The sequence below is a fragment of the Knoellia sinensis KCTC 19936 genome (assembly GCF_000768705.1).
GTDB classification, from domain to species: Bacteria; Actinomycetota; Actinomycetes; order Actinomycetales; family Dermatophilaceae; genus Knoellia; species Knoellia sinensis.
Map to the genome: position 1 here is coordinate 323217 of NZ_AVPJ01000002.1, position 13740 is coordinate 336956.

16 protein-coding genes are annotated in these 13740 nt (G+C 69.4%); 14 read left to right on the forward strand and 2 right to left on the reverse strand.

The annotated features are described in order from the left end of the window. Window positions 1–14: 14 nt before the first annotated feature. The 3 genes from N802_RS04390 to N802_RS04400 all read left to right on the forward strand — a co-directional run bounded on the left by N802_RS04390 (window position 15) and on the right by N802_RS04400 (window position 2436). The gene (locus tag N802_RS04390) at window positions 15–467 is read left to right on the forward strand and encodes a Fur family transcriptional regulator (RefSeq protein WP_084071863.1); all 453 of its coding nucleotides are present in this window, start codon (window positions 15–17) and stop codon (window positions 465–467) included. Further along, complete coding sequence (ygfZ, locus tag N802_RS04395; protein WP_035912639.1) at window positions 464–1531, forward strand: CAF17-like 4Fe-4S cluster assembly/insertion protein YgfZ; 1068 nt, start codon at window positions 464–466, stop codon at window positions 1529–1531. Before N802_RS04390 ends, ygfZ begins: the two co-directional genes overlap by 4 nt. Before the next feature lie 62 nt (window positions 1532–1593). Then, entirely contained in the window at window positions 1594–2436 is an 843-nt protein-coding gene (locus N802_RS04400) for a beta-keto acid cleavage family enzyme (RefSeq protein WP_035912643.1), read from the forward strand. Between the two features lie 378 nt (window positions 2437–2814). On the opposite strand, the gene N802_RS04405 is transcribed toward N802_RS04400, so the two are convergent. Beyond that, the gene (locus tag N802_RS04405) at window positions 2815–3318 is read right to left on the reverse strand and encodes a DUF4395 domain-containing protein (RefSeq protein ID WP_035912647.1); all 504 of its coding nucleotides are present in this window, start codon (window positions 3316–3318) and stop codon (window positions 2815–2817) included. Window positions 3319–3520: 202 nt separating this feature from the next. Here N802_RS04405 and N802_RS04410 point away from each other — a divergent pair, with 202 nt between their 5' ends. The 5 genes from N802_RS04410 to N802_RS04430 all read left to right on the forward strand — a co-directional run bounded on the left by N802_RS04410 (window position 3521) and on the right by N802_RS04430 (window position 6478). Then, window positions 3521–3898: a helix-turn-helix domain-containing protein gene (locus N802_RS04410; RefSeq protein WP_035912648.1), complete on the forward strand. Its 378-nt coding sequence runs from the start codon at window positions 3521–3523 to the stop codon at window positions 3896–3898. A 65-nt stretch (window positions 3899–3963) separates the two neighbouring features. Beyond that, a complete protein-coding gene (locus tag N802_RS20580; protein ID WP_211254339.1) occupies window positions 3964–4674 on the forward strand; it encodes a hypothetical protein in 711 nt (236 codons plus the stop codon). Between the two features lie 31 nt (window positions 4675–4705). After that, on the forward strand, window positions 4706–5689 hold the full coding sequence (locus N802_RS04420) for an asparaginase (RefSeq protein ID WP_035912653.1): 984 nt from the start codon (window positions 4706–4708) through the stop codon (window positions 5687–5689). A 12-nt stretch (window positions 5690–5701) separates the two neighbouring features. After that, the gene (gene dtd / locus N802_RS04425; RefSeq protein ID WP_035912656.1) at window positions 5702–6136 is read left to right on the forward strand and encodes a D-aminoacyl-tRNA deacylase; all 435 of its coding nucleotides are present in this window, start codon (window positions 5702–5704) and stop codon (window positions 6134–6136) included. A 9-nt stretch (window positions 6137–6145) separates the two neighbouring features. Then, window positions 6146–6478 (forward strand): DUF2516 family protein, encoded by a 333-nt coding sequence (locus tag N802_RS04430; protein WP_035912660.1) that lies wholly within the window; start codon window positions 6146–6148, stop codon window positions 6476–6478. Here N802_RS04430 and N802_RS04435 read toward each other — a convergent pair. After that, a complete protein-coding gene (locus tag N802_RS04435) occupies window positions 6463–7278 on the reverse strand; it encodes a class I SAM-dependent methyltransferase (protein ID WP_035912663.1) in 816 nt (271 codons plus the stop codon). The two genes, N802_RS04430 and N802_RS04435, sit on opposite strands and share 16 nt — an antisense overlap. A gap of 75 nt (window positions 7279–7353) precedes the next feature. Here N802_RS04435 and N802_RS04440 point away from each other — a divergent pair, with 75 nt between their 5' ends. From N802_RS04440 to N802_RS04465, 6 genes are all read left to right on the forward strand, one after another. Beyond that, window positions 7354–10041, forward strand: coding sequence for an ATP-binding protein (locus N802_RS04440; RefSeq protein ID WP_245613823.1), 2688 nt, complete (start codon window positions 7354–7356; stop codon window positions 10039–10041). A gap of 187 nt (window positions 10042–10228) precedes the next feature. Further along, complete coding sequence (locus N802_RS04445; RefSeq protein WP_035912668.1) at window positions 10229–10480, forward strand: DUF4242 domain-containing protein; 252 nt, start codon at window positions 10229–10231, stop codon at window positions 10478–10480. A 1-nt stretch (window position 10481) separates the two neighbouring features. Next, entirely contained in the window at window positions 10482–11036 is a 555-nt protein-coding gene (locus N802_RS04450; RefSeq protein ID WP_035912674.1) for a hypothetical protein, read from the forward strand. 39 nt (window positions 11037–11075) lie between these two features. After that, window positions 11076–11870, forward strand: coding sequence for a hypothetical protein (locus N802_RS04455; protein WP_156971285.1), 795 nt, complete (start codon window positions 11076–11078; stop codon window positions 11868–11870). 33 nt (window positions 11871–11903) lie between these two features. Next, window positions 11904–13217 carry a D-inositol-3-phosphate glycosyltransferase gene (gene mshA, locus N802_RS04460; RefSeq protein ID WP_035912681.1) on the forward strand — a complete coding sequence of 438 codons (1314 nt, stop codon included), beginning with the start codon at window positions 11904–11906 and terminating at the stop codon, window positions 13215–13217. A 20-nt stretch (window positions 13218–13237) separates the two neighbouring features. Further along, a complete protein-coding gene (locus N802_RS04465) occupies window positions 13238–13708 on the forward strand; it encodes a type III secretion system chaperone family protein (RefSeq protein ID WP_035912984.1) in 471 nt (156 codons plus the stop codon). Window positions 13709–13740 lie beyond the last annotated feature (32 nt).

A 13740-nucleotide genomic window follows, 5' to 3' on the forward strand; every position in this document is an offset into this window, starting at 1 on the left:
TAGGTGCGCGTTCCATGAGACTCGCCGACCCGGCATACATTGGTGGTGTGAGTGATCTCGGCACGCGACTGCGAGCCGCCGGGCGGCGGCTCACGCCGCAGCGCCAGCAGGTCCTCGCGGCGGTGGAGGAGCTGGGCCACGCGACGCCGGAGCAGATCGTCGAGGCGGTATCCACGGAAGGCGAGACGCCGATGGCTCTGTCGACGGTCTATCGCTCGCTTGAGGCGCTCCAGGACCTCGGCCTGGTCTCGCACACGCACGTCGATCACCGGGTGCCGAGCTATCACCTCACCTCCCACGCCACCCACATTCATGTCGTATGCCGTCAGTGCGGTTCCGTGGGCGAGGCGCCGATCGCTGTGGCCGAGGAATTCGTGGCCCGGCTCGACAGTTCACTCGGATTCGAGGCGGACGTCACCCACGCCGCCATCCACGGCCTCTGCCGCACCTGCAGGAAGCAGTCATGACCGACACGACGACCACTGCCCCCACGAGCACCGTTCCCGACTCCCCGCTGCTCGGCCGTCCCGGCGCCGTCGCCGCGGAGGGTCTCGATGCGGGTGTGGCCGCGCACTACGGCGACCCGGGTCGCGAGCAGCGACTCCTCGAAGAGGGGCTGGCCGTCGTCGACCTGTCGCACCGCGGCGTCGTGCGCGTGTCCGGGCCGGACCGACTGTCGTGGCTGCACTCGATCACCACGCAACAGTTGACCGGGCTCGCACCGCGGGTGTCGGCCGAGTCGCTCGTGCTCTCGCCGAAGGGCCACATCGAGCATGCCCTGCACGTCGTCGACGACGGGGAGGCCACGTGGATCACGGTCGAACCGGGCACGGCGCCTTCGCTTGCTGGTTGGCTCGATTCGATGCGCTTCATGCTGCGGGTCGAGGTTGAAGACGTCACCGAGGCGTATGCCGTTCTCGGAGAACCGCTTTCGGCTGCCAGTGCCGAGGGGGAGCCACTGGCGTGGGTCGACCCGTGGCCGGCGCTCGTGGGTGACACCGCGGCATACGGGCCGGAGGCTGGGCACCCGGGTGAGGCGCGTCGCTGGCGAGAGCTGATCGTGCCGCGCGATGGGCTGGAGGCAGCGGTGGGCGACCGGCCGCTGGCTGGAGTGTGGGCCGCGGAGGCGCTGCGCGTGGCGGCCTGGCGGCCGCGGCTCGGCCTCGAGACCGACCACAGGACCATCCCGCACGAACTCGACTGGCTGCGGACTGCCGTGCACCTGCACAAGGGCTGCTATCGCGGGCAGGAGACGATCGCGCGGGTGCACAACCTCGGGCGTCCGCCGCGGCGGGTCGTGTTCCTGCACCTCGACGGGTCGGGGCACGTGCTGCCCGAGCCGGGTGCGGAGTTGTTCGTGGCGGGTGCTGACGGTGCTGAGGGGCGTGCGGTCGGACGGCTGACGACGGTGGCACGCCATCACGAGGACGGCCCGATCGCGCTTGCCGTTGTCAAGCGCAACACCCCCGTGGACGTCGATCTTGTCGCCGGAACGGTCGCTGGCGCACAAACCGTCGTCGTCACACCCTGATCGACCGCAGGATTTCCTGATCCGGCTGTCCGGGCCGGCTGGTGCCCTGACAGACTGGCGCCATGGCCACCGCATCGTCCGCGACCCTCATCACCGTCGCGCCCACCGGCGCAGAGCACGCGAAGGCCGATGTGCCCCAGCTGCCGACGACGCTCGACGAGCTCGTCGAGACGGCTCACACGTGCGAGGCGGCGGGTGCGGCGCTGATCCACCTGCACATCCGCGACGGCGAGCACCGGCCGACGCTCGACGGAGGATTCCTGAAGGCGGCCGTGGATGCCCTCCGCTCCGAGACCGACCTCATCGTCCAGCTGTCGACCGGCGGGTCCGTGCACGACCCGCTCGAGCAGCGGCTCACGGTCCTCGACGCCGAGCCGGACTCGTGCTCGCTGACGTGTGGCACGACGAACTTCGGTGACGACGTGTTCCTCAACCCGTGGGGCTTCATGTCCGACCTCTATGTCCAGGCGCAGGAGCGCGAGGTCGTGCCGGAGTTCGAGTTGTTCGAGCTCGGGCACGTGCACGCGTTGCGTCGCCTGATCGACACCCACGGATTGCCCTTCGGCGGGAAGGTCCACGTGGACTTCGTGCTTGGCGTGCCCGGCGCCATGCCCGGGACGGCGGCTGCTCTCATGGCCGGGGTCGCGATGCTGCCCGACGAGGTGACGTCCTGGTCGGCGACGGGGATCGGTCGCACGCACCTGCCGGTCTTGGCGGCTGCACTGTCGGCCGGTGGTCACCTGCGGGTCGGGATGGAGGACAACATCGTCTTCGCCCGCGGTCAGCAGGTGCAGCACAACTCCGAACTCGTGACCCGCGCCGCGGAACTGGCAACGACGATGCAACGCCCGCCGATGTCGACGGCCGACGCCCGCGAGCTCCTCGGCATCAAACCCCGCCGCTGACCCGTCCCGAACCCACCCAATTGGACGGTTCGGGACATCGAGTTTTCAACGTCCCGAACTCACCCAATTGGACGGTTCGGGACATCGAGTTTTCAACGTCCCGAACTCACCCAATTGGACGGTTCGGCACACAGTCCGCCGGTATGCCGTCCGCTCCCGTCTGTCCCGATCTCACCGAATTCCTCGGTTCGGGACATGCAGGTTTCAACGTCCCGAACTCACCCAATTGGACGGTTCGGCACACAGTCCGCCGGTATGCCGTCCGCTCCCGCCTGTCCCGAACTCACCCAATTGGACGGTTCGGCACATCAAACCCTTCAGCGTCCCGCCTCGCCCGCTTCTGCGCGGTTGGCGCGCCCCGCGCAGAAGATGGTGCGGTCAGGCGGGCTGGGTCTCGCGCTCGCGGAGGGTGATGTCGTTGCAGGCCGCGCAGGTCTCCTCGGGGATGACGCCGAGGCGCATCAGGTGACCGAAGGCCCAGCAGCCGGCGCAGAACCCGAGGCCCGACTCGAGCAGGGCGAACACGACCAGCACCGCGAGCAGAGCCGACGCGACGGTCGTGGCGCCGAACCCAAGGGCAGCCACTGCAGCGCCCCCGCTCACGAAGAGGCCAACTGTCTGGGCGAAGCGCTTCGGCGGGCCGGGCACGAGCCGTGCCTCACCGAAGCGTGGCGCGATGACGTGGACGGCGAGGCGACCGAGCGGGCTGAACCGCGGCCCGGCGGCCACTCGAAGCGCGAACCCCACCGCAAGCAGCGCCGCGAGCCACCACCACTGGGTGAGCAGCGTGAGCCCGGCCAGCACGACGACGCCGCCGGCGACGGCTCGCGCGGCCTTCTCGTTGACCGGGTTGGGGAAGCTCAGGAGCTCACGCACAGACATAACGGGAGATTATGCCAGACAAAAGCACACGGCATACAATCGAGTTTCTCGCCGCCAGTGGGTTCCTCGGACTTCGCGTGACCAAGGAACCCCTGCGAACCTCGAAGAACCCACTCCCGGCGGGAAAGTCGGGGCGAGCGGACAGCATGTGTTCACCGTCACGCTTGCCCCAGTTTGCATTCTGCTAACTAGAGCAAGCACAATGGTTGACGTGAGCAGGAACCCGCTGAACGACCTCGCCGGACTGGGCGACTACCTGCGTGAGCAGCGTCAGTCGCACCGCCTGTCGTTGCGTCAGCTGTCCGAGCTCGCAGGCATCTCCAACCCCTACCTTTCCCAGATCGAGCGGGGACTGAAGCGCCCGAGCGCCGAGATCCTCCAGCAGCTGGCGAAGGGACTGGAGGTGTCGGCCGAGACGCTGTATGTCAAGGCCGGGATTCTCGACGAGCACCACGCCGACGAGAAGCCCACCACGAGTGTCCGGGACGCCATCGCCGCCGACCCGAAGTTGACCGACCGACAGCGAGCAACCCTCCTCGACGTCTACGAGTCCTTCGTCGGCACGGAGACCGAGCGCTGATCCCCGCACCGCCCCCTTTTCGCAGCATCACCGCGTCCAAACACACCACAACACCAGGAGTGAACATGGCCACCAAGACCGCCACCAAGACCCCCGCCACCCCGTTCTACGCCGTCGTCGGCGCCACGGACCTCGCCGTCGAGCGCGCCCGTGAAGCCCGCCTCAACGCTGACAAGGCCGTCGCCGAGGCCCGCGTCCGCGCCGACAAGGCCGTCGCCGAGGCCCGCGCCGAGCTGGCCCCCGCCGCGGTCCAGAAGCGCGCCGGCGTCGTCATCGAGGACGTCAAGGCCCTCCCGACCAAGGCCCTCAACCAGGGCGTTGCCACCCTCGACGAGGTCACCAAGTCCTACGAGGACCTCGCCACCCGCGGCAAGAAGCTCGTGACCCGCGTCAAGAACCAGAAGGCCACCAAGGAGCTCGTCGAGCAGGCCGAGACGACCCTCGCCCTCGGCAAGGGTGCCGTCACGACCGCCCGCAAGGCCGTCCTCGACGTCCGCTCGTCCGCCAAGGCCACGTTCACCACGGGCACCAAGGAGGCCGTCAAGGTCGCCGAGACCCTCGTCGACACCGTCGAGGACAGCACCGACGTCGCCGTGACCGAGGTCAAGGCTGCCGCGAAGCGCACCACCACGGCCGCCAAGCGCACCTCCACCACGGCCACCAACGCTGCCAAGCGCACCACGACGTCGGCCAAGGCCGTCTCGACGAGCGCCAAGAAGACCGCCGCCACCTCGACCAAGGCCACCAAGAAGGCCGCCGTCAAGGTCGGCGACTGATCGCAGCCAGAGCGGATCTAGTCTGGGCGGTGTGAGCGCCCAGAACTTCCTCTCAACCCCCGCGGTTCTCGAAGCCGCCCCGGTTCTCGCCCAGGCGATCCGGGGCGGCTTCGTCGAATCCGTCCACCGCGCGAGCGTTGCCGTGACCGCGCCCGACGGTTCGATCGAGCTCGAGCTCGGCAGCGCGACCGAACCAGTCTTCCCGCGGTCGTCCAACAAGCCGGTCCAGGCCCTCGCCATGGTGCGCAGCGGCCTCGACCTCGCCCCGCACCACCTGTCGCTCGTGTGCTCGAGCCACTCCGGCGAGGGCTTCCACCGCGACGCCGTCCGCGAGATCCTCGACGGCGCCGGCCTCACCGTGCGCGACCTGCGCAACACCCCGGACTTCCCGATCGACGACGAGGCTCGCCTCGAGTGGATCCGCGCCGGGCACGACAAGGAGTCCCTCGCCCAGAACTGCTCGGGCAAACACGCCGGCATGCTCGCGACGTGCGTCGTCAACGGCTGGGACCACACGGCATACCTCGATGCCGACCACCCGCTGCAGCGCGCCTGCGAGGCGACCCTCGCGGAACTCGCGGGCGAACCCGTCGCCGCCGAGGCCGTCGACGGGTGCGGCGCGCCCGTCATGGCCGTGTCGCTCGCCGGGCTCGCTCGGGCCTTCGGCCGCATCGCCTCCGCTGACCAGGACACGGATGAGGCCCGCATCGCCGACGCCATTCGCAGCCACCCTGAGTTCCTCGGTGGCAGCCGTCGCGACGTCACGACCTTCGTGCGCCAGACGCCCGGCGCGATCGCCAAGGACGGCGCAGAAGCCGTGTATGCCGTGGGGCTGGCTGACGGTCGCGGCGTCGCTCTCAAGGTCGTGGACGGTGGTCAGCGCGCCCGCACGGTCATCCTCGCCGCAGTCCTGCGGCGCCTCGGTGTCGAGACGGGCGCGCTCGAAGCGCTCGAGGACGCGCCGATTCTCGGGCACGGCGAGCGCGTCGGTTCCGTTGTCGCAGTGGGCATCTGAGGCGGCCTCCCTGTGAGGGCAGTCATTCAGCGCGTCCGACGTGCCGCGGTCGTCGTCGAGGGCGAGACGGTCGGTGAGATCACGGAGCCCGGCCTCTTCGCCCTAGTGGGTGTCGGCCACGACGACGGGGACGCCGAGGTCGAGTTCATCGCCCGCAAGATCGCGGACCTGCGACTCCTGGAGGGGGAGCAGTCGGTGACCGATGCCGGGGCGCCCGTCCTCGTCGTCAGCCAGTTCACACTGCTCGCCGACACTCGCAAGGGCCGGCGCCCCTCGTGGAACGCGGCCGCCCCCGGTGACGTCGCCGAACCCATGGTCGCCAAGGTCGTCGCAGCCCTCCGGGAGCGTGGTCTCACGGTGGCGACCGGCCAGTTCGGCGCCCACATGGAGATCGAGCTCGTGGCCGATGGCCCAGTGACCATCGTCGTGGACGCCGCCGCGCCGTAGGCTGGTCCCATGTTCGGACTCGGTCAGGCCCAGGCCTACGTGCTGTTTGCACTCACCATCGCCGCTCTCGCGGTCGAGGCCTATGCCTTCGTGCACGCCCTCAAGACGCGCCCCGATGCCTTCGCCGCCGCCGGCAAGCGCACCAAGAACTTCTGGTTGGCCGTGACGGGGTTGGCCGTGCTCCTCGGGTTCGTGGCTCTGGGCGGCACGATCCTCTTCCTCGCGATCATCGGTGTCGTCGCGGCCGGGATCTACCTCGCGGACGTCAAGCCGGCGGTCGACTCCGTGCAGGGTCGCGGTCGGGGCAACAACCTGCATCAGGGTCCTTACGGCCCCTGGTGATCCGCTGACCCGGGAGCGACCGCGTCCCACGCGACCGTGAGTTCGCCGAGCCGCCACCGCGCCGGCCCGTCGAGGAGTGGCCAGCCACCGTCGCGCAGGCCTTGCGCTGTGGCCAGGAACCGTTGTCGGACACCGTATGCCGCGTGGCTGGCACTGCGTTCCCAGTGCCGATCGATGTCGGCCAGGTAGGCGTGGATGCCCTCCCCGGGGACGTTCCGGTGGATGAGGGCCTTGGGTAGCCGTTCGGCAATCACGGATGGCGTGCGCAGTCCTCGCAGGTGCCACGAGAGGGTCAGGCTGACCGGACCGGCGGGCTCGACGGCGACCCAGGTCGCGAGGCGACCGAGTTCGTCGCAGGTGCCGTCGACGAGGAGACCGTTCGGGGTGAGGCGCTCCTGCACTGTGGCCCAGGCTCCGGCAACCTCGTCCTCCGAGTACTGCCGAAGAACGTTGAACGCGCGCACCACCGTGGCCCGTCGACCGCCGTCGAGTGGCACCTCGAAGCCTCCCCGGCGGAACGTGAGTCCCGGTCGTGCCAACGCCTGCCCTGCGGCGACCCGCTCCGGATCTATCTCGATCCCCACGACTTCGACATCCGGACGAACCCGCCGCAGCCGGTCGTGGAGTTCGACCGCGGTGACGGGCGAGGCCCCATAGCCGAGGTCCACGACGACGGGCGGCTCCACGGCTCGACGCAGTCGCCACCCAGCCGGCCCCGCCAGCCAACGGTCGCAGCGGCGCAAACGGTTGGGGTTGGTCGTCCCGCGGGTGATCACCCCGACCGGTTTGCTGCTCGCCACCGTGCCAGCCTACGAGCGGGTGACGACTTCTCGGATTGACCATCGGCCCGATTCGCTCGCTCCTATGCTGGATCGATGATGCTCGTGGAGCGTCAGGGCCAACTCCGGACGCTGGGTTCCTATCTCGATGAGGCCGCTGCAGGTGACGGTCGCCTCGTCTTCGTGTCCGGTGAGGCCGGGATCGGGAAGACCGCCCTCATGGGCGCGCTGACGGATCGGGTGGGCGACCGGGCGCGCGCCGCCATCGCCTACTGCGACGGATCCGCCACGCCCTCGCCGCTCGCGCCCTTGCGGGAACTGCTCCCAGCGCTCCCGCCCGAGGTGTGGCCGCCGGAGGACGCGCACGAAGCCGCGGCCCGAAACTCCATGTGGCTCACCCCGAAGGGTCCGTCTCGCCAGGACCTGTTCAACCGCCTGCTTGTTGCCCTGCGTGAGCCGCCGGGGGCCAGCGACAGCCGTCCGTACCTCATCGTCATCGAGGATGCGCATGACGCCGATCAGGCGACGCTCGACCTCCTGCTGTTCATCGCGCGCCGGGTCCACACGTGTCGGGCCCTCGTGGTCGTGACCTATCGCGACGAGGATCTCGACGACAGACCAGGGCTGCGGCAACTGATCGGCGACTCGGCGTCAGCGACCGGCACCCGGCGACTCGGTGTCCCGCCCCTGTCGCGTCAGGCCGTGGCGGACCTCGTCGCTGCTGAGGGCAGTGGTGGGGGACCCAAGGCGGTCGACGCGGAGCGGTTGCACGACATCACGCAGGGGAACGCCTTCTATGTCACTGAGGTGCTCTCCAGCGGCGAGGAGACCATCCCCGACCAGTGCCGGGACGCGATTCTGGCGCGGGTGGCGAACTTGTCGTCCGGAGCGGCGCAGGCCCTGGAGATCGTCGCCCTGTCGGGGGCCCGGGTGGAGGTGGCCGTCCTCGAGGAGATGTTGTCGCAGGGTCTCCCCGCCCTGGATGAGGCTCTCTCCCGCGGGCTCCTCGTCGAAACCCGCGGAGTGATCAGCTTCCACCACGAGCTCGCACGGCTGGTCGTGGACGAACACGTCGCCCCGGGCAAGCGCATTCACCAACACCGCCGGTTGTATGCCGTGTTGGCGGCTCGTGGTACCGATCCAGCGCGTCTCGCGCACCATGCGGATCTCGGGGACCTGAGCGAGGAGGCCGTGGACCACGCGACCACCGCCGGACTGTCGGCATCTGGGCTTGGGGCACACCGGGAAGCGGCACGACAGTTCCGGCGTGCCCTGCGCCATGCCGACCGGCTGGCTCCTCCGGGGCTGCCTGAGACGGAACGCGCAGACCTGTTCTGGTCGCTCGGGTACGAGCTCTACATCACCGGGAACACTGCCGAGGCTGCTGACGCGGTGGGGGAGGCTCGGGAAATCTGGGAACGAATGGGTGCGACCATCAGGGTCGGCGATGCCTGGCGCTGCCTGTCGCGACTCCTCTGGTTCGAGGGCCGCAACGCCGACGCTCATCAGGCGGGCCGTCGGGCGTTGGATGTGCTCGAAGAGGTGGGCGGACCTCCGACGCCACAGTTGGCCTACGCGTACGGCAACATGACCCAACTCAAGATGCTGGCGGGGGACGGCGATTCGACTCGGAAGTGGGGGGCAAAGGCGCTTGAGCTGATCGATGACCTCGAGGGCGACCCGGCGCACACCGAGTTGCGCTCCAACACCCTCACCAGCCTGGGCACGATGGAGGTCGTGGCCGGTGACGCACCCAGCGGGATCGCGATGCTCGAGGAGAGCCTCGACATGGCGCGAGGGTCCGATCTGCACGAGCACGCCGCCCGCGCCTACGTGAACCTCGCGTCGACCGCGCTCTCGCAGCACCGGATCGCCGATGCCAGAAGGCACGTCACTGAAGGGCTGGAGTACTGCACGGAGCGTGATCTGGACACGTGGACCCACGGCCTGCTCGAGGCGGATGCGGACCTGTGTCTCCTGCAGGGTGACCTCGACGCGACCGAGGCGAAGGCGCGCGCTCTGCTGGACCAACCCTCCCTGCCTCGGCTGCACGCGCTCGACCCGCTGGTCCTGCTGGCGCACGTGCAGGGTCGTCGCGGGAACGGGGACGTCGAGCACCTCGTGGACCGAGCAGTGGCCCTGGCCGAAGAGGCGGGCGAGATGCAGATGATCGCACCAGTGACCCAGTTGCGCTGTGAGTTGGCGTGGCTCGCTGGCAGCGACGACGAGGCGGCTGCGCTGGCTCTGGACTCGGTGGAAATCGTCGAGACGGCGGACTGTCGGTGGAATCGCGGTGGGGTGTTGCGCTGGCTCAACCCGGAGGGTCTGTCCACGACACACCGCGAGGTCGCGCCACCCTTCGCGGCCGAGTTGGCCGGCCGCTCGCGCGAAGCCGCGGCGATGTGGGAGGAACTGGGGTGCCCCTACGACCAAGGACTGGCACTGGCGCGCGGTCGCGACCCCGAGGACCTCGTGGAGGCGATCGGGATCTTCGACGGGATGAAGGCCTTCGGTGCGTCTGAACGGTGCCGAGCCGACCTGCGCGCGCAAGGGCATGCCGTCCCGCGCGCCCCGAGTCGGGCCACTCGTGACCACCCACAAGGACTCACCCCACGAGAGGCCGAAGTCGCCGAACTCGTCGCCCGTGGACTGTCTGACGCCGACATCGCTGCGCGCCTGTCGATCTCGAGGCGCACCGCCGAGCACCACGTGGCGTCGATCCTCATGAAGCTGGGCGTCACCTCCCGACGTGAGCTCGACCAGCGCGCGCTGCCGACCACGTAGGCCCCGGAGTGCGTCTACGCCGTCGGTCGTTCCAGCCGCCGAACCCGCAGCCGCAACGTGCGCCGCTGCTCATCCGGGCGCAAGTGGGTAGTTGTCGACCCAGAGATGGGTGGTCGTCACCCTGATGCGGAACCCAGGCCCTTCGTGACGCTGGAACTCCACCGGAGATCACGAAAGGACAGGACCCATGCCACTCTTCATGGACACCCATTCGCTCGGGGATGGCGTCACGATGGACGACGTCGCCAAGGCCCACGCAGCGGACCTCGCCACCCAGGATTCGCACGGCGTCAACTACCTGCGCTACTGGGTCGACGAAGGGGAGGGCCAGATCTTCTGCCTGTGCGAAGCACCCAGTGCGGACGCCGCGAACAGCGTGCACCGCGACGCCCACGGCCTCGTCGCCGACCGCATCTTCGCGGTTCAGGAGGGCAGCTGACATGCGCGCGCTGCTGGCAGGCTGCGTCACCGCAGTGCTGGTCGCCGCCATGCCGTCCATGGCACTGGCACATGGCGGAGGCTCACACGGCAAGGCCAAGACGCACGGGCACACGGCCAAGCTGGCCCAGCTTCGTGAGGCCACCAGTGCCCTCCGCGACGGTCCGGCCGCGCCGTGGACGACCCAAGTCTTCGATCGTGCCGAGATCACCTGCATCGAGGACCCGGGCGGATCCGGCGCCATGGGCATCCACTTCGTCGAGCTCGACAACCTCTTCGACGGCCGTATCGAACGGCTCGCGCCAGAGGCGCTCGTGTACGAACCCGGACCCGGTGGTTCTCTCACGCTCGTCGCTGCCGAGTACCTCGTCTTCGCAGACGCGTGGGACGCCGAGCACCGGCGACCGCCGATCCTCTATGGCCAGAAGTTCGCGAAGGTGCGGGCCGGCAACCGCTACGGGCTGCCGGCCTTCTACGAGCTCCATGTCTGGCACGAGAAGCCCAACCCCAACGGGACGTTCAACGACTGGAACCCGAACGTCCACTGCATGGAGTGACCAGCGAACGCCGCGCGTCCCCACACGTAGGCTGCAGTCGTGCGTCTGTGGGGATTGCGCGGTGGCGACCGCGATGTGAGCCGGAGCATGGTGGCCCTTCTGGCCACCGTGACCGCGGCGGCCGCCCTGGGCCTGGCCGGGTGGCTGCCGGGGGTTCTGCGCACCGACGTCGGTCTGGTCGAGGTCGACCCGGGCCTGCTGACCGTGGCACCCGAGGCTCGTGGCATCGCCACCCTCGGGCGCGGCTACACGGTGGCCGCCTACCAGTCGGGCTTCCGTGTGTCCGCCGCGAGCGGCCCGCTCGTCGACACCATCACCCGCGGGTCTCCGGTGAGTGCGGTCGTGGGGGACCTGGGGGAGCGGGACGAGCACCCCGTCGAGAACGTGCACAACAGTCTTGACCACGTCCGCATCGACGAGGTGCGCTTCGAGCCGGGACGGGCGGTCTACCTCGGCGAGGTCTATGACGCCGTGGGCGGGCGGCCCACCCGCGGCATGCCGCTGCGGCTCACCTTCCTTCTCACCACCGCGGGGGTCCACGTCACCGCTCACGCCCAGGGTGCCGATGCCGTGGTCGTCCACCTCGATGCGCTCCCGGCGACGACGGGACTCGACCCCGCCCTTCCCGATCGCAACCTGCGCAAGCGGGGGTGGTGGATCGCGAACGGCGCGGGGGAGCAGCGGAGTTTCACCTCGGCCAACCGCGCGGTGGTCGGCGTGGGTCCAGCCGTCCAGACCCGTGCCCTCGACCTTCGCCCGGACGGCCGGCTGGACGTCCACGTGTGGTCCAACCGTGCCACCCTGACCCTGAGTGGAACGCCTCGGCGCGGGTGACCGCGGCACATCTGTGCGTGACAGACTGGCGGGATGACGAGCGAGCAGACTCCGGTGTGCCGCCGGGTCGCGATGGTGTCTGTGCACACGTCACCCCTCGCGCAGCCGGGCACCGGCGATGCCGGAGGCATGAACGTCTACGTCCTCGAGACGGCGAAGCGGTTGGCGCGCAGGGGCATCGCGGTCGACATCTTCACCCGCCGCACGACCGCGTCGGAGGAGCCGATCGTCGAGGTCGAGCCCGGCGTCGTGGTTCGCCACGTCTCCGCGGGGCCCTATGAAGGGCTCGACAAGGAGGACCTGCCCGGCCAGCTGTGCGCCTTCTCCGCGGGCATGATGCGCATCGAGGCGCACGCACCCGAGGGGCACTACGACCTGGTGCACACGCACTACTGGCTGTCCGGCCAGGTCGGCTGGCTCGCGGCCGACCGCTGGGACATCCCGCTCGTCCACACGATGCACACGATGGCCCGCGTCAAGAACCTGCACCGCGCGGACGGAGACACTCTGGAACCCAGGGGCCGCGAGATCGGTGAGGCCCAGGTCGTCGAGGCCGCGGACCGGCTCGTCGCCAACACGGTCGACGAGGCCCGGGAGCTCATCGACCTCTATGACGCGGACCCGGAACTCGTCGACGTCGTGTCTCCGGGCGTCGACCTCGAGATGTTCCACCCCGGGGACCGGTCCGCGGCCCGTGCCGAGGTCGACATCCCCGACGACGCCGCACTCCTGCTCTTCGTCGGCCGCATCCAGCCGCTCAAGGCTCCCGATGTCCTCATCCGCGCCGCCGCCCACCTCGTCCGCCGCGACCCGTCGCTCCGGGAGCGCCTCGTCGTCGGCATCCTCGGAGGGGCCAGCGGTGTCGCGGTGAAGTCGCCGATGGCGCTCGACCGCCTCGCCGAGGATGAGGGCATTGCCGACCTCGTCCGCTTCGTCCCCCCGACCGACCACGAGACTCTCGCGACGTGGATGCGCGCCGCCGACATCGTCGCCGTGCCCTCGCACAACGAGTCGTTCGGCCTCGTGGCCGTCGAGGCCCAGGCCAGTGGCGCCGTCGTCGTGGCGACCGATGTCGGTGGGCTGCCCACTGCGGTCGGTGACGCCGGACTCCTCGTCGACGGGCACGACCCACACCTCTGGGCCAACGCCTTCGAATCCATCCTCGACGACCCCGCCCTGCACGCCGAGCTGTCCACGAAGGCCGTCGAACGCTCCAGGGCGTTCAGCTGGGAGGCGACCGCGGAGCGGTTGGCAGCCGTCTATGAAGCCGCGTTGGCGACCCCCCGCAGAGCCTCGATCAACGACGCGGACGCACTGGCCGGCATACCGAGTGCAGTGATCCCGTGACCGAACGCGAACTGACGGCGATGATCGAAGCATTCCTCGCCGAAGCCGAGCTGGAGTGGGAGCCGGGCGCTCGCGACGGCGAATTCGTCGTCACCCTCCCCGGCGAGAAGAAGCTCAAGACAGTGGTGTCGCTCGTCGCCGGTGAGGCGGATCTGTCGATCTCGGCGTTCGTCATCCGCAACCCCGACGAGAACCACGAGGCGTTCTATCGGACGCTCCTGCGCCGCAACCTGCGCCTGCCCGGGATCGCCTATGCGATCGACGGCAGCGGTGACGTCTATGTCACCGGGCGACTGCCCGCCGCCGGGGTCGACGCCGAACGTCTCGATCAGATCCTCGGCGTCGTCCTCGACGCCGCCGACTCGCCGTTCAACGAGCTCCTCGTCATCGGCTTCCTCACGTCGATGCAGAAGGAGTGGGACTGGCGCGTGTCCCGCGGGGAGTCGCTCAAGAACCTCGAGGCGTTCCGTCACCTTCTCGAGAAGTCCTGAACGACCCGAACGACAGATCCCGTATGCCGGGT

Excerpts from the sequence above, each read along its gene's own strand:
- N802_RS04390 (WP_084071863.1), top strand. The coding sequence starts at position 15 with ATGAGACTCGCCGACCCGGCATACATTGGTGGTGTGAGTGATCTCGGC.
- ygfZ (WP_035912639.1), top strand. The coding sequence starts at position 464 with ATGACCGACACGACGACCACTGCCCCCACGAGCACCGTTCCCGACTCC.
- N802_RS04400 (WP_035912643.1), top strand. The coding sequence starts at position 1,594 with ATGGCCACCGCATCGTCCGCGACCCTCATCACCGTCGCGCCCACCGGC.
- N802_RS04405 (WP_035912647.1), bottom strand. The coding sequence starts at position 3,318 with ATGTCTGTGCGTGAGCTCCTGAGCTTCCCCAACCCGGTCAACGAGAAG.
- N802_RS04410 (WP_035912648.1), top strand. The coding sequence starts at position 3,521 with ATGGTTGACGTGAGCAGGAACCCGCTGAACGACCTCGCCGGACTGGGC.
- N802_RS20580 (WP_211254339.1), top strand. The coding sequence starts at position 3,964 with ATGGCCACCAAGACCGCCACCAAGACCCCCGCCACCCCGTTCTACGCC.
- N802_RS04430 (WP_035912660.1), top strand. The coding sequence starts at position 6,146 with ATGTTCGGACTCGGTCAGGCCCAGGCCTACGTGCTGTTTGCACTCACC.
- N802_RS04440 (WP_245613823.1), top strand. The coding sequence starts at position 7,354 with ATGATGCTCGTGGAGCGTCAGGGCCAACTCCGGACGCTGGGTTCCTAT.
- N802_RS04445 (WP_035912668.1), top strand. The coding sequence starts at position 10,229 with ATGCCACTCTTCATGGACACCCATTCGCTCGGGGATGGCGTCACGATG.
- N802_RS04450 (WP_035912674.1), top strand. The coding sequence starts at position 10,482 with ATGCGCGCGCTGCTGGCAGGCTGCGTCACCGCAGTGCTGGTCGCCGCC.
- mshA (WP_035912681.1), top strand. The coding sequence starts at position 11,904 with ATGACGAGCGAGCAGACTCCGGTGTGCCGCCGGGTCGCGATGGTGTCT.
- N802_RS04465 (WP_035912984.1), top strand. The coding sequence starts at position 13,238 with ATGATCGAAGCATTCCTCGCCGAAGCCGAGCTGGAGTGGGAGCCGGGC.